12 protein-coding genes are annotated in these 13,524 nt (G+C 74.1%); 6 read left to right on the plus strand and 6 right to left on the minus strand.

Annotation, left to right across the window (positions count from 1 at the left end; translation table 11 throughout):
- Window positions 1-828, minus strand: an 828-nt coding sequence (locus OJ997_RS19445; protein WP_270026868.1) for a glycosyltransferase, incomplete at its 3' end; no start/stop codon positions are given.
- Window positions 829-874: 46 nt separating this feature from the next.
- Here OJ997_RS19445 and OJ997_RS19450 point away from each other — a divergent pair.
- The 5 genes from OJ997_RS19450 (at window position 875) to OJ997_RS19470 (ending at window position 7,389) form a co-directional block, all read left to right on the plus strand.
- Window positions 875-2,494: a glycosyltransferase gene (locus tag OJ997_RS19450; protein ID WP_270026869.1), complete on the plus strand. Its 1,620-nt coding sequence runs from the start codon at window positions 875-877 to the stop codon at window positions 2,492-2,494.
- A 64-nt stretch (window positions 2,495-2,558) separates the two neighbouring features.
- Window positions 2,559-3,662: a glycosyltransferase gene (locus OJ997_RS19455; protein WP_270026870.1), complete on the plus strand. Its 1,104-nt coding sequence runs from the start codon at window positions 2,559-2,561 to the stop codon at window positions 3,660-3,662.
- A complete protein-coding gene (locus OJ997_RS19460) occupies window positions 3,659-4,630 on the plus strand; it encodes a glycosyltransferase family 4 protein (RefSeq protein ID WP_270026871.1) in 972 nt (323 codons plus the stop codon). Before OJ997_RS19455 ends, OJ997_RS19460 begins: the two co-directional genes overlap by 4 nt.
- A 13-nt stretch (window positions 4,631-4,643) precedes the next feature.
- A complete protein-coding gene (locus OJ997_RS19465; RefSeq protein WP_270026872.1) occupies window positions 4,644-5,261 on the plus strand; it encodes a hypothetical protein in 618 nt (205 codons plus the stop codon).
- 97 nt (window positions 5,262-5,358) lie between these two features.
- Complete coding sequence (locus OJ997_RS19470) at window positions 5,359-7,389, plus strand: O-antigen ligase family protein (protein WP_270026873.1); 2,031 nt, start codon at window positions 5,359-5,361, stop codon at window positions 7,387-7,389.
- On the opposite strand, the gene OJ997_RS19475 is transcribed toward OJ997_RS19470, so the two are convergent.
- The 4 genes from OJ997_RS19475 to OJ997_RS19490 form a co-directional block, all read right to left on the minus strand.
- Entirely contained in the window at window positions 7,386-7,958 is a 573-nt protein-coding gene (locus OJ997_RS19475; RefSeq protein ID WP_270026874.1) for a class I SAM-dependent methyltransferase, read from the minus strand. The two genes, OJ997_RS19470 and OJ997_RS19475, sit on opposite strands and share 4 nt — an antisense overlap.
- Window positions 7,958-9,325, minus strand: a complete 1,368-nt coding sequence (locus OJ997_RS19480) for a DUF4153 domain-containing protein (protein ID WP_270026875.1) — start codon at window positions 9,323-9,325, stop codon at window positions 7,958-7,960. Before OJ997_RS19480 ends, OJ997_RS19475 begins: the two co-directional genes overlap by 1 nt.
- A gap of 140 nt (window positions 9,326-9,465) precedes the next feature.
- Window positions 9,466-10,473 (minus strand): sensor histidine kinase, encoded by a 1,008-nt coding sequence (locus OJ997_RS19485; protein WP_270026876.1) that lies wholly within the window; start codon window positions 10,471-10,473, stop codon window positions 9,466-9,468.
- Window positions 10,470-11,147: a response regulator transcription factor gene (locus OJ997_RS19490; RefSeq protein ID WP_270026877.1), complete on the minus strand. Its 678-nt coding sequence runs from the start codon at window positions 11,145-11,147 to the stop codon at window positions 10,470-10,472. Before OJ997_RS19490 ends, OJ997_RS19485 begins: the two co-directional genes overlap by 4 nt.
- 72 nt (window positions 11,148-11,219) lie before the next feature.
- Between OJ997_RS19490 and OJ997_RS19495 the strand changes: the two genes are divergently transcribed.
- Window positions 11,220-11,978 (plus strand): MBL fold metallo-hydrolase, encoded by a 759-nt coding sequence (locus OJ997_RS19495; RefSeq protein ID WP_270026878.1) that lies wholly within the window; start codon window positions 11,220-11,222, stop codon window positions 11,976-11,978.
- Here the strand turns inward: OJ997_RS19495 and OJ997_RS19500 are convergent.
- Entirely contained in the window at window positions 11,972-13,501 is a 1,530-nt protein-coding gene (locus tag OJ997_RS19500; protein WP_270026879.1) for a sugar transferase, read from the minus strand. The genes OJ997_RS19495 and OJ997_RS19500 overlap by 7 nt on opposite strands.
- Between the last annotated feature and the right edge of the window lie 23 nt (window positions 13,502-13,524).

The following is a 13,524-nucleotide window of genomic DNA, read 5'->3' on the forward strand; positions in this document are numbered from 1 at the left end:
GCTACGATCCGACTTCTCGCCGCCGCCCCCCATCGGGTCGCCGGCCGCCGCCAGGCGGCCCTCCGCGGCGGCGCGCGCCTCGAGCTCGGCGCGCTGCGGGCCGTCCCCCGCGATCACGAGCGGCAGCCCCGCCTGCCCACAGGCCTCGAGCACGTCCGCGAAGCCCTTCTCGGGCGTGAGGCGCCCCGCGGCGAGCACGAACTCCCCGTTCGCCGCGTTCGACGCGTCCGCGAAGTCGCGTTGCACCGAGCCGAGCACGCGCGCCTTGCCGCCCAGCGGCGCGCCCAGCTCACGCAGGCGGGCGAGGGCGAACGCGCTCGGCACGACGATCTCGTCCGCCGCGCCGGTGATCCGCTTCTGCCACAGCGCCAGGCTCGCGGCGTAGGCCGCGGACTCCACGCGCGACCCGCCGCGGCAGTTGAGCCGCAGCCCCGGCAGCGTGTTGCGCCCGTGGCAGCGCGTGCAGTCCTCGCCGCGCGTGAAGCACGTCGCGACCGCGCACACGAGCCGGTAGTTGTGCAGGTGCAGCACGACCCGCGCGCCGGCCTGGCGCGCGGCGGCCAGCCCGCGCCAGCCGAACGTCGGGTTGACGTTGTGCGCGTGCACGACGCGCGCACCGGTCCGCTGCACGGCCTTCGTGATCTCGTCGGGACGGAGCCCACCGCGGATGAGGCCGAGCGCGGCGTCTCTCTGCCCGACGGCGGCCGAGTCGCGTTCCAGGACCTCGACGTCCTCGTGCAGGTGCTCGCGGATCAACCACTCCAGGTCCCGGACCGCACGCTCCTCGCCGCCGACGTGGCGGTAGCGGTGGTGGAGGAGCAGGATCACGCACAACCCGTAGCACAACGCAGGTTGTGTTACTTCTGGTCGCGCAATGGCTCCGCCCGCCTCGATCGTCTTCCCGACGCGCAACCGCCGCGACTACCTGGCCGTGGCGCTCGCCTCCGTGGCGCCCCAGGCCAGCGTTCACGGCGCCGAGATCGTCGTGGTCGAGGACGACGCCGAGGACGCGCCCACCCGCGCGCTCGTCGAAGGCCACGGCGGCCGCTACATCGCGCTCGGCGCGCCCAAGGGGATCAACGCCGCCCGCAACGCGTGCGTCGCGCACTCGAGCGGAGACCTCGTGTGCTTCCTGGACGACGACGTCGAGGTCTGGCCCGGCTGGCTCGACGCGCTGCTCGCCGCGGACCCCCGGCACGAGGCGCTCGGCGGCCCGATCCGGCCAAGGATCGAAGGGAACCTGCACGCGTGCGGGCGCGAGCCGCTGCCGGTCACGGCGCTCGACCTCGGGCCCGAGGACCGCGAGGCCGAGTTCGCGTGGGGCGCGAACCTGGCGCTGCGACGGAGCGCGCTCGAGCGGATCGGCCCGTTCGACGAGCGCCTGGGCGGCGCGGGCGACGAGGAGGACTGGCAGCGCCGGCTGCGCGCCGCCGGTGGCAGCGTGGGCTACGTCGCCAAGGCCGGCGTCGACCATCGGCGTGTCGGGCGTGACGCCACGCTCCGTGCGCTTTCGCGGGCGAACTTCTACCGCGGCCGCGCCGCGCGTCGGTACGACGTCTTCAAGCGCGCCGACCCCTCGCTGCTCGCGGAGCTGCGGACGCTGGCGGGCTGCCTCGTGCACATCGTGCGCTACCGCTGCGGGGTCGGCGTGACGCTGACGGCGCTCACGCTCGGGCGGCTGGTCGAGGCGCTCGATCCCGCGCCCGCCCCGCCGAGCGCCACCGACCCGGACTATCTGAGCGGCCGCTCCGGCACGCTCGGCCGCCGCGGGCTGCTGGTCGGCGCCCTCAAGGACATCCTCAGCACGCGGCCGCGGCGAACCAAGCGCGGGCCGCGCCGGCGCGTGCACGTCGTCGGCGTCGCGCGCCCCGACAACCTGCGCACCGTCGCGCGCCTGCGGCGGGAGCTCGCGCGCTCGCGCCACGACGTCGCGCTGCACCTCGCTCCCCCCGCTCCGGGCGCGGGCAAGTGGGCGAACATCAACGCCGCGCTCGCCGCGACACCGCTCGGCGACGCCGACTGGCTGCTGCTCGTGGACGACGACGTGATCCTGCCGCGCGGCTTCCTCGACCGCTTCCTGACGCTCGCCGAGGGCTACGGCTTCGAGCTCGCGCAGCCCGCGCACGCGTTCGCCTCCCACGCGGCCTGGGACGTGACCCGCCGCCGCCCGGGCGTGCTCGCGCGCCGCACGCGGTTCGTCGAGATCGGCCCGGTCACCGCGATCAGCGCGCGCGCCGCCCGCGAGCTCCTGCCCTTCCCGGACCTGCGCATGGGCTGGGGCCTCGACGGCCGCTGGAGCGCGATCGCCGCCGAGCACGGCTGGCCGATCGGCGTGATCGACGCCACCCCCGTCCGCCACCTGAAGCCCGTCGCCACCGCCTACCCGCGCGACGAGGCGATCGCGGAGGCCGAGGCCTTCCTGGACGGCCGCGCCTACGTCACGCGCACGGAGGCGGCCGAGACGCTGGCCGAATACCGCCGGTGGCCGGCGTGACCGCCCCATGCGCCGCGCGCGCGATGTCGCGGGGCGTGGCCGCGGGCGACGGCGGGGCCGCCTGATGCGCGTCGTCGTCGTCGCGGAGTACTATCCGCGCGCCGCCGACCCCGCGCTCGGCGTGTGGGCGCACCGGCAGGCGCTCGCGGCGCGGGACGCGGGCGCCGACGTCGAGGTCGTCGTCCTGCACCGGCCCGTGCCGTCGAAGGCGGCGCTGAAGCGCCGCGACCTGCGTGCGCTCGTCGCGCCGCTGCGGCAGCCGCTGCGCACCACGCTCGACGGGATCCGCGTGACGTACGTGCCGTTCGTCGCGCCGCCCCGGCCGCGCTCGTACCCGCAGTGGGGCGCGTACGCCGCGCCCTCGCTCGCCTTGGCGCTCAAGCGCCTGCGGCCGTTCGACCTCGTGCACGCGCACTACGCGGCGCCCGCCGGCGACGCCGTGCGCCGGTTGAACCTCGGCGTGCCGACGGTGATCAGCGTCCATGGCGGGGACGTGCTCGGCGTCGCCACGCGCTGGAGCAAGGGCCAGGCCGTGATCGAGCGCGCCCTGCGCGCCGCCAAGCTCGTGCTCGCGAACTCCGAGGGGATCGCGGAGCGCTGCCGCGCGTTCGGCGCGCAGGACGTCCGCGTCGTGCACCTCGGCACGGACATCCCGCGGGCCACGACGACCGGCACGGACGTCGTCACCGTCGGCAACCTGATCGCCCGCAAGCGCCACGCGGACGTGATCCGCGCGCTGCCGCCCGGCACGCGCTACGTGATCATCGGCGACGGCCCCGAGCGCGCGACCCTCGAGCGGCTCGCCGCGGGCAAGGACGTCGTGTTCCGGGGCGCGCTCCCGCCCGGCGAAGCCCTCGCCGAGGCCCGCGAGGCCGGCGTCTTCGTCCTGCCGTCGACCGAGGAGGCGTTCGGCGTCGCCTACATCGAGGCGATGGCCGCGGGGCTGCCCGCGATCGGTCTCCAGGGCGAGTACGGCCCGGAGGAGATCGCGCGCTGTGGCGGCGGGATGACCCTGACGACGCCCGAGGCGCTCGCACAGACCATGCACGACGTCCTCGCGAACCGCACCGCGCTCGGCGCCGCCGCCCGCGCGAACGTCGAGGCCAACTTCACCTGGGCGCGCACCGGCGCCAACACCGTCGCGGCGTACGAGGACGCGCTCCGATGAAGCCCGTCCTGTTCGTCACCAACCACGCGCCGCCGTTCCGGATCGGCGCGTTCAAGGCGCTGCACGAGCGCGAGAACGTGCACTTCGCGCTGATCGGCGGCGACGTCCGCCACGGCGGCGGAGGCACGGGCGACGAGGAGCTGCCGTTCCCCGTGATCCACCCGCCGCAGCGCACGGTGGCGCGGATCGCCGCGTCCGGCCGCTACCGCGCGGTGATCGCGGGCCTCTCCGGCAAGGTCGCGCTTCCCGCCGCCTACGCCGGCGCGCGCGCCGGCCGGATCCCGTTCGTGCTGTGGGCGACGATCTGGGCGCACCCGCGCACCCCCGCGCACGCGCTCTCCTACCTCCCGCTGCGGCACATCTACCGCCACGCCGATGCGATCGCCACGTACGGCCCGCACGTCAGCGCGTACGTGCGCACCAAGCACCCCAAGGGTCCCGTGTTCGAGGCGCCGCAGGCCGTCGACGCCACGTTCTGGGGCGCCAAGGCCACCCCCGACCGTCGCGGCGAGTTCCAGATCCTGTTCGCCGGCCGGCCGACGCGGGAGAAGGGCTTCGACGTCCTCAAGGACGCCTTCGACCTCGGCACGGTGGTGGTCGCGAACGACCGGACTCCGGAGCAACTCCGCAACCTCTATGCGGGCAGCGACGTCTTAGTAGTGCCGTCGCTCCCCACTCGGGACTTTCTCGAGCCGTGGGGGCTCGTCGTCAACGAAGCCTTCCACCAAGGAGTCCCCGTGATCGCGACCGACGCCGTAGGAGCCGCCGCCGGCGGGCTCGTCCAAGACGGGCGCACCGGCCTCATCATCCCCCATGGAGACGTCGTCGCCCTCCGGGACGCGATCGAGCGCCTGCGGGACGACCCGACCCTGCGTCACACGCTGGGCGAGAACGCCCGCGAGGCGGTCGCCGCGTACACCTACGACGCCTGGGCGGACGGCATGTCCCGCGCCCTGGCCGCCTGCTAGCGTGAATTCGCCAATGCGACGGACCGTGTTAATGGCCCTGTTCGCGGCGCTGCTGCTCGTCCCGACGACGACGGCCCACGCGCAGGGCAGAGAAGACATCCTCCGGGACTGCGCCGACGACGGCATCCTCGAGGAGAGCTACTCGGCCTCGAAGCTGCGCGACGCCCGGAACAACATCCCCGCCGAGCTCGACGAGTACTCGGACTGCCGTGACGTGCTCTCGCGTGAGATCTCCGCGAAGACGAAGACGTCCACGTCCAACAGCGGCGGCACCGACAACTCCGGCGGCGGCGGGACCGGCGGCGGCGGAGGAGGAACCGGCGGCTCGACCGACACCCCGGCGCCGACCACGACCGACGAGCCCGCGCCGACCGCGACGCCGTCCGGGCGTGACCCGGGCATCCAGATCGGCCCGTCCACACCCGAGGACTTCAAAGCCCTCGAGGGCGCCAACCGGTACGCGAACGAGCCGATCGAGGTCAACGGCCGGCCGATCACGCCCGCCGCGTCCGTCGGTCGCAACGGCCTTCCCGGCACGCTGATCGCCGTGCTCGCCCTGATCGCGGTCGCCGCCCTCTCGATGGTCGTGCCCTTCGCCCGACGCCGTGTCGTCACCCGTCCGACGCCGTAGAAGCTACGTCGCAGGCAGGCACCCGCTGCAGCTCCGGCTGCAGCAGCTCGACCTGCCGCAGCCGCCGGATTCCGGTCACCCGCTGACCATCGCGATCGTGATCGCCGTCGTCGCGACGGCGTTCGCGTCGCGCGGCGGCACGCAGCTGGAGCGCACCACCTGGACGCAGATCGCGATCATGGTCGTGGGCGCACTGCTGTGCGCGGCCGCGCTGCTGTTGCCCCGCAGCCCCCGTGCTCCGGCCCGCTTCCGCGGCGGCGCCACGCTCGTCTTCTTCACGCTGCTGGCGATCTACACCGCGTTCTCGGTCACCTGGTCGCTGATGGCCAACGACTCGTGGACCGAGACGATGCGCACGCTTGCGTACCTGTCGGCGTTCGCGGGCGCGCTCGCGCTCGGCCGGCTCGCCCCGGCGCGCTGGAGCGCGCTGCTGTACGGCATCGCGCTCGGGGCGGTCGCGCTGTCGTTCTGGTCGCTGCTGACCAAGGTCTTCCCCGGCTGGCTCGCGCCCAACGACTCGTTCGGACGCCTGCGACCGCCGTCGGACTACTGGAACAGCGTCGGGCTCACGGCCGCGCTCGGCGTCCCGCCGCTGCTGTGGCTCGCCACGCGCCGCTCCGGGCACGCCGCGTTCAACGCGCTCGCGTGGCCGGGCCTGAGCATCGCCGTGATGGCGCTGATGCTCGCCTACAGCCGCGGATCGCTGCTCGCGCTCGTAATCGGCCTCGCGGTCTGGTTCGCGCTCGTCCCGCTGCGCCTGCGCGGCGCGGTGACGCTCGGCGGTGTCGTGCTGGCGACGCTCCCGCTCGTGATCTGGGCCTCCGCGCAGGACGGGCTGACGCGCGACGGCGCCGAGCTGGCGGTGCGGATCGACGCCGGCCAGGCGCTCGGCGCGCTGCTCCTGCTGCTGATCGTCGCGATGTCGATCGCCGGGCTCGCGGTCGGGTTCCTCTCCTCCGTGCACGCGCCCGGGGAGCGCACCCGCGTGCGCGCCGGCAGGACGCTGATCGCCGCGATCCTCGCCGTGCCGGTCGTCGCCCTGATCCTGCTCGCGACCGCCCCGGGCGGCATCAGCGGCCAGGTCTCCAAGGGCTGGAAGCAGGCGACCGATCCCGCCGTCGCCGCGCCGCAGAACACCCCGGACCGCCTCACCCAGGCGTCGTCGGGCCGTGCCCGCTACTGGCGGGAGGCGCTGAAGGTCCACGCCGAGTCGCCGTGGATCGGCACCGGCGCCGGCGCCTACGGCACGATGCGGCTGCGCTACCGGATCGACGAGCGCCGGGTCGGGCACGCGCACGGCTACGTCGTCCAGACGCTCTCCGACCTCGGCTGGGTCGGCCTGCTGATCTCGCTGCTCGCCGCCGGTGCCTGGCTCGTCACCGCGGCGCGCGCCGTCGGCGCCCGGCGCAAGGACAAGGGCCTGCCGTGGGACGCCGAGCGCGTGGGCATCGCGACGCTCGCGATCGTGGTGATCGTCTTCGGCGTGCATTCGACCTTCGACTGGACGTGGTTCGTGCCCGCGAACGCGCTACCGGCGTTGATCTGCGCCGGCTGGGTGGCGTCCCGGCCGACGCTGCGCGAGCGCTTCGACGCGCCGCTGCCCGAGGCCGAGCGGCGCGGGCCGTTCGTGACGCTGCGCACGCGGCTGGCCGTTCCCGCGACGCCGGACGCGCCCCGGCTCGGGACCAGGCCGCGCGCGGGGCTCGCCGTGATCGTCGTCGCGATCGCGCTGGTGGCCGCCTGGAGCGCGCTGCAGCCGATCCGCGCGCTGCACGCCCAGAACGCCGCCCTCGCCCGGCTCGACATCGGGCAGTACCCGCAGGCCGCGTCGATCGCCAAGATCGCGCACGAGCGCAACCCGCTCAGCGTCGAGCCGCTGTTCGAGCTCGCCGCGATCGAGCAGGCACGCGGGAACCGCGAGGCGGCGCTGCGGGCGCTGGGTGACGCGGTCGAGCGCGAGCCCGCGAACCCGGAGACGTGGCGCCGGCTCGGCCAGACCAAGCTGGACTTCGGTGACGCGAAGGGCGCGCTGAGCGCCTTCCAGGCCGCCTACTACCGCGATCCGGCCTCGCGCCGCAGCCACTCCGACGTCGTCGTGGCGTCGCGTGCCTTGGCGGGCATCGGCTAACCGCGTTCGGCGCGGGCGACCAGCAGCTCGCCCGCCCGGTGCACCGCCGGGGTGAAGCCGGACGTGATCAGCGCCTCGGTGAGCGAGCGGCGCGTGAAGAAGCGCACGTGCTGGCCCAGCGGGTCGAAGTGCGCCTCGAAGCGCGTCAGGGCGATCCAGGCGGCCTGTAGGCGCCCGTGGAAGGGCACGGTGAGGAGCAGGCGCCCGCCGGGCTTCAGGACCCGGCGCAGCTCGCTCAGCGCGAAGGCCACGTCGGGGATGTGCTCGAGCACCTCCGAGCACCAGACGAGGTCGAACTCGCCGTGGCCGAACGGGATCGTGCCGTCGGTCTCGAGCAGGCGGACGTCGGCGCCGGTCGCGCGGGCGCGCTCCACGGCGTGCTCGGCGATCTCGACGCCCGCGCCGTCGTCGAGGAGCGCGAGGAAGCGGCCGGTGCCGCAGCCGTAGTCGAGGACGCGGTCGTCGGGACGGAGCTCGGCGGTGAGCAGCCCGCGTCGTTGCTCCCACGCGTACGGCTCACCGTCCTCGTCGGGGGCGTCCGCCCAGAAGTCCTCGTAGAACTGCCGCATCAGCCCCAATCATGGTCGACACGACACGTTGCGCCCGTGACGCCGGAGGCCCGCGCCTGGGAGCGAGCGAGGTTGAGGCCACCGAAGCCGTCGGCGGCGGGCCTCGGCGGGACGCACTCCATGCCCTTCAGCGCGGGGATCGCGTCGGCGGACAGCGTCCCGAGGTAGGTCCCGTCGACCTTGCCCGAGCGCTCGTACCGATCCACGTTCCACTCGGCGATCCGGCGGTCGGGATCGGCGAGCGCGAACGCGAGGAAGGACGCGACCGTGATCGTCAGCATCGCGCGCGGCAGCCAGCCGGCGCCGCGGGCGACCAGCACGAGCGTGAACAGCGCGCCGAGCCACAGCAGGATCGCGTGCGCGGCGAACCGCAGGCGCGTGAAGCCGTACGCGTCCTCGAGCAGCTGCAGGCGATGCAGGGCCGACACGAGCATGATCAGCGTGAGGACGCACAGGGCGGCGAGCAGCCCGCGCAGGAGCGTCCCGCCGTCGCGCGCCCAGCGGGCCGCGGCGCCGACGACCGCGAGCGTGAGCGCCGCCACGACGACCAGCTGGCCGAACCCGCTGCGCGCGTACTCGGCGTAGGTGAGGCCGGCGGTGCGCTGCACGTAGCCGTCGCCGCCGAACAGGATCGTCAGCTGCAGCGCCACGAAGCCGCCCAGCAGCAGCACGAGCGCGCCGAGCGGGAGCGTCCACTCCGCCCGCGCGAGCGTCCGCCGCACCGGGACCGGCGCGGGCCGGAACGGCGCGACCGCCACGAACAGCAGGCCACCGCCGAGCGCGAAGAAGAGCGCCGTCACGAGCGCGCGCGGGAGCGGCAGGTCGAGCGTCGGCGCCCACGTCTCGAGCAACTCCGCGAACGCGGCGTCAGCGGAGATGAGCAGCGGCACGAACACCGCGAGCAACGCGGCCGCGAGCACGGCGCCGCGCGCGGCCGGCCCGAACGTGGCGCCGCGCGCCGTGACCAGCGCGGCGAGGTACGTGCCCTGCGGGACACGCACCCACACCGCGGCGAGCCCGGCGCCGAGCTCACCCCAGCGCCGCCCGTGCGACGCCGCGAGCGAAGCCACGGCGACGCACACGAGGAGGCACGGGACCACGACCCACAGCGCCGCACGCAGGCTCGGCACGACCGCGAGCCCCGCGGCAAGCACCCACCACAGCGTCGTCCAGCGGTCGCGTCGCTCCGGCTCGGGCCGCGTCCGCAGGTCGGCGACCGGCACCGCGGCCGCCCGCCGCACCCGCGCGGCGATCACGCACAACGCGAGCAGCACGAGCGTGAGGCCGAGCCCCAGCGACGAGCCCACCACGAGCGCACCGGCGGCGACGGCCACGACGACGACCCCGCGCGCCGCCCACGCGGGCACGGCGTCGAGCGCGACGGCGAGCCGCCCCGAACCTAAAGCGGGACTGTCCCTCTTTAGATTCGCCGGGCGCTCAGGGCGTGCGTCATCGCGACCGGTCTCTGCCGGCCGGAGCCCGCCGTCCGGCGGGCCTATGTGATCGGTCATCGCGGAAGCTCCACGACCACACGGCAGCCGTGTGGGTCCCGCTCGCGCACGGCGATCGTGCCGCCGTGCGCGTCGACGATCCAGCGGGCGATCGCCAGGCCGAGGCCCGTGCCGCCGTCGCGCGCCGCGCGCGCAGAGTCCGTTCGATGGAACCGCTCGAACACGCGCTCCGCCTCCTCAGGGGGGATTCCGGGGCCTTCGTCGGTGACTTCGATCGTGGTCACGCCGTCGGTCGCGGCGTGGGCGCTGAGCCAGATGCGGCCGTCCTCGGGCGAGTGGCGCACCGCGTTCTCCAGCAGGTTCGAGATCACCTGGTGCAGGCGCTCGGAGTCGCCGGTCGCGCGCAGGTCGCCGGGCTGCACGTCCACGCGCAGCCAGACGGGCTGCGCCATGTAGCGCTCGCCCAGCTCGCACTCGCGGGTCGCCTGCTCGAGCATCGGCCGGACCGGGAACGGCGCCGGCCGCAGCGCCAGCGCGCCGCTCTCCAGCCGCGAGAGGTCGAGCAGCTGCGCCACCAGCCGACCGAGCCGCTCGGTCTGCACCAACGCCGTGCGCAGCGCCGCCGGATCGACCGGCTCCACGCCGTCCACGAGGTTCTCCAGCAGCGCCTGCAGCGCGCCGATCGGCGTCCGCAGCTCGTGGGAGACGTTCGCCACCAGGTCTCGCCGCATGCGGTCCACGTCGGCCAGCTCGGCGGCCATGGCGTTGAACGCGCGCGCCAGCTCGCCGACCTCGTCGCGAGAGGAGGCGGTGACGCGGCGCCCGTAGTCGCCGCGCGCCATCGCGCTCGCCGCCGCCGCCATCTCCCGCAGCGGCGAGGTCATCCCGCGCGCGAGCACCTGCACGATCGCCAGCGCGATCACCGCCGCCACGAACGTCCGCAGCTCGAGCGACCAGCCGAGCCGGAACCCGGCCGCGAGCACGCACACCGTGCCCGCGACCGTGGACACGATCACGACGCCGAACTTGACCTTGATCGAGCTCAGGCGGTCCAGCGGCCTCATGCCGGCGACTCCAGCGCGTAGCCGACGCCGTGCACGGTGCGCACCAGGTCCGACCCCAGCTTCCGCCGCAGGCCGCGCACGTGCGAGTCCACAGTGCGCTGGCCGGAGCCGTCGCGCCAGCCCCACACGTCGGCGAGCAGCTGCTCGCGCGAGAAGACCGCGCCCGGACGCGCCGCCAGCAGCGCCAGCAGGTCGAACTCGGTCGGCGTGAGGTGCACGATCTCGCCCTCGGACCGCACCTGCCGCGCCGCGGGGTCGATCTCGAGCGTCCCGAGCCGCAGCGCGTCGCCGGGCGGCGCGGGCCGGCGTTCCACGCGCCGCAGCAGCGCCCGCACGCGCGCCACCAGCTCCCGCGGCGAGAACGGCTTGGTCATGTAGTCGTCCGCGCCGACGGCCAGCCCGACCAGCAGGTCGGACTCGTCGCCGCGCGCGGTCAGCATCAACACGGGCACGGGGCGGGCGTGCTGGACGCGCCGGCACACCTCCAGCCCGTCGAGGCCCGGCAGCATCAGGTCCAGCACCACGAGGTCCGGCCGCACGCGCTCGCACAGCGCGACGCCGTCGTGCCCGTCGTGGGCGACCTCGACGGTGAACCCCTCAGCGCGCAGGCGCGCGGCGACGGCGGAGGCGATGACCTCCTCGTCCTCGATCACGCAGATCAACGGCCCGTTCACGACGGCCAGTGTGTCAAGCGCTCGTGCGGGCGTTCAGGGGATGTTGTGTCGATTCTGTGCAAACCTCGCGGGGTGAAGCTGACCCTGATCCGCTCCGCCACGTTGCGTGTGGAGGTCGCCGGCCACACGCTGCTGGTCGACCCACAGCTCGACCCCGCCGGTGCACGAGCGGCCGTGCCCGACACGCCGAACCCGCGCCCCAACCCGGTCGTCGGCCTCCCCGCGCCCGCCGAGGAAGTCGTCGCCGGCGTGGACGCCGTGCTGCTGACGCACCTGCACCAGGACCACTGGGACGCGACCGCGCGCGAGCTGATCGCGCACGACACGCCGCTCTTCTGCCAACCGCACGACGCCGAGCGCCTGCACGCGGACGGCTTCATCGACGCGCGGCCGGTCCACAGCGACGCCAAGCTCGGCGAGCTGCTGATCGCTCGCACGGACGGTCGCCACGGCACGGGCGTGATCGGGGAGGCGATGGGGATCGTCTCCGGGTTCGTGCTGCACGCGCCCGGCGAGCCGAGCGTCTACATCGCCGGGGACACGATCCTCTGTAAGGAGGTCATGGACGCGGTCGACGAGCACCGGCCGGCGCTGATCGTCGTCAACGCGAGCGCCGCACGCTTCAACACCGGCGACCCGATCGTGATGACCAACGACGACGTGGTCGAGCTCGCCCGCGCGGTGCCGACCGCGACGATCGTGGCGGTCCACTTCGAGACCGTCTCGCACTCGACGGAGACGCGCGCCGAGCTGCGGACACGGCTCAGCGCCGAGGGCCTCACCGACCGCGTGCTCGTCCCGGAGGACGGAGCGGAGATCCCGACTCAGTAAGCGCCGCGGCGGAAGACGACCGCCGGGACCGTCTTCAGCAGGATCGCGAGGTCGAGGCCGACCGACCAGCGCTCGAGGTAGAGGAAGTCCAGGCGGACGAGGTCGTCGAAGTCCAGCTCCGAGCGGCCCGAGATCTGCCACAGGCCGGTCATGCCCGGCGTGACGAGGTAGCGCTTCTTGTGCCAGTCCTCGAGCTGGTCGAAGTCGCGCTGCGGGAGCGGACGCGGGCCGACGAGCGACATGTCGCCGCGCAGCACGTTCACGAGCTGCGGCAGCTCGTCGATCGAGTAGCGGCGCAGGAAGCGCCCGACCGGCGTCATCCGCGGGTCGCGCTTGATCTTGAACAGCGGGCCCGAGGCCTCGTTCAGCGACTCGAGGTCGGCCTGACGCTGGTCGGCGTCCGAGTACATCGTGCGGAACTTCAGGCACGCGAACGCGGTGCCGCCGATTCCGGGCCGGTAGGAGCGGTAGATCACCGGCCCGCGCGAGGACAGGCGCACCATCAGCGCGCACGCGAGCAGCACGGGCGAGATCGCCAGCAGCAGCAGCATCGAGACGACGACGTCGAACGTGCGCTTGATGAAGTAGTCGATCCCGTCGAAGACCGGCGGGCGCAGCTCGAACAGCGGCACCGACGTGCCCGGGACGAGCTCCGCGCGCTGGACGAGGATCTCCATCGTCGACGGCGCCACGCGCACGGTCACGCCGCGCTGGTGGCAGGTGTCCACGAGCTCGACGGCGCGCTCCTGCGGGAAGTCCGGGTCGGCGATGATTACTTCCTGGACGCGGTAGGCGTCCAGCACCTCGGCGACGTCCTCGATCCGGCCCAGCGAGCGCAGCCCGTTGTCCGGCCGTGGCGTGAGCGAGATGAAGCCGACCATCTCGACCGCCGCGTGGACCTCGTCACGCAGGGCGTGGGCGACGTCCTCGATGTGCCGGCCGGAGCCGACGAGCACCGCGCGGCGGCGGTAGCCGGCGGCCCGTAGGATGACGCCCGTGCCCAGCTCGTAGAGCCAGCGGGCCGAGCCGAGGATCACCACGGCGACGACGAACGTGCCGTAGAAGATGTAGTAGCTGTTGTAGTCCTCGCCGCCGCTCACCAGGCCGTAGACCAGCGACAGCACCATCACCTGGAACAGCGACGAGACGATGCGGGCGATGCCGGGCCGCTGCGCCCGCTCGGCGTACAGGCCGGAGCGCGCGAACAGCAGCACCGTGACCAGGTAGGCGAACGCGACGGTCTCGCGCGCCTCGTGCAGCGACGCGTCCCACGCCCACACGCCCTCGCGCACGACGGCCTTGATCATCAGCGCGGTGACGAGCGCGGCCAGCAGGCACGCGAAGTCCAGCGCCAGCAGCGAGATCACGCGGGACGCCTTGCGCAGCGTCTCCATCCGCAGCAGGAACGAGAGCAGCGGGGGCCGCTTGCGGCGCACATCGACCGGTGGCAGCACGAGCGTCTCCCCCGCGCGGGTGTACCGCGGCGCTTGCCGTTCCGGGGTCTTGGTCTGGGTATCTGCCACTGGCGTTATCCAACTGCAACGCG

The organism is Solirubrobacter phytolaccae (assembly GCF_027587195.1).
GTDB lineage: Bacteria > Actinomycetota > Thermoleophilia > Solirubrobacterales > Solirubrobacteraceae > Solirubrobacter > Solirubrobacter phytolaccae.

Bases quoted from the DNA above. Each gene is read 5' to 3' on its own strand.
- OJ997_RS19450 (WP_270026869.1), top strand. From the start codon at position 875: ATGGCTCCGCCCGCCTCGATCGTCTTCCCGACGCGCAACCGCCGCGAC.
- OJ997_RS19455 (WP_270026870.1), top strand. From the start codon at position 2,559: ATGCGCGTCGTCGTCGTCGCGGAGTACTATCCGCGCGCCGCCGACCCC.
- OJ997_RS19460 (WP_270026871.1), top strand. From the start codon at position 3,659: ATGAAGCCCGTCCTGTTCGTCACCAACCACGCGCCGCCGTTCCGGATC.
- OJ997_RS19465 (WP_270026872.1), top strand. From the start codon at position 4,644: ATGCGACGGACCGTGTTAATGGCCCTGTTCGCGGCGCTGCTGCTCGTC.
- OJ997_RS19475 (WP_270026874.1), bottom strand. From the start codon at position 7,958: ATGCGGCAGTTCTACGAGGACTTCTGGGCGGACGCCCCCGACGAGGAC.
- OJ997_RS19485 (WP_270026876.1), bottom strand. From the start codon at position 10,473: ATGAGGCCGCTGGACCGCCTGAGCTCGATCAAGGTCAAGTTCGGCGTC.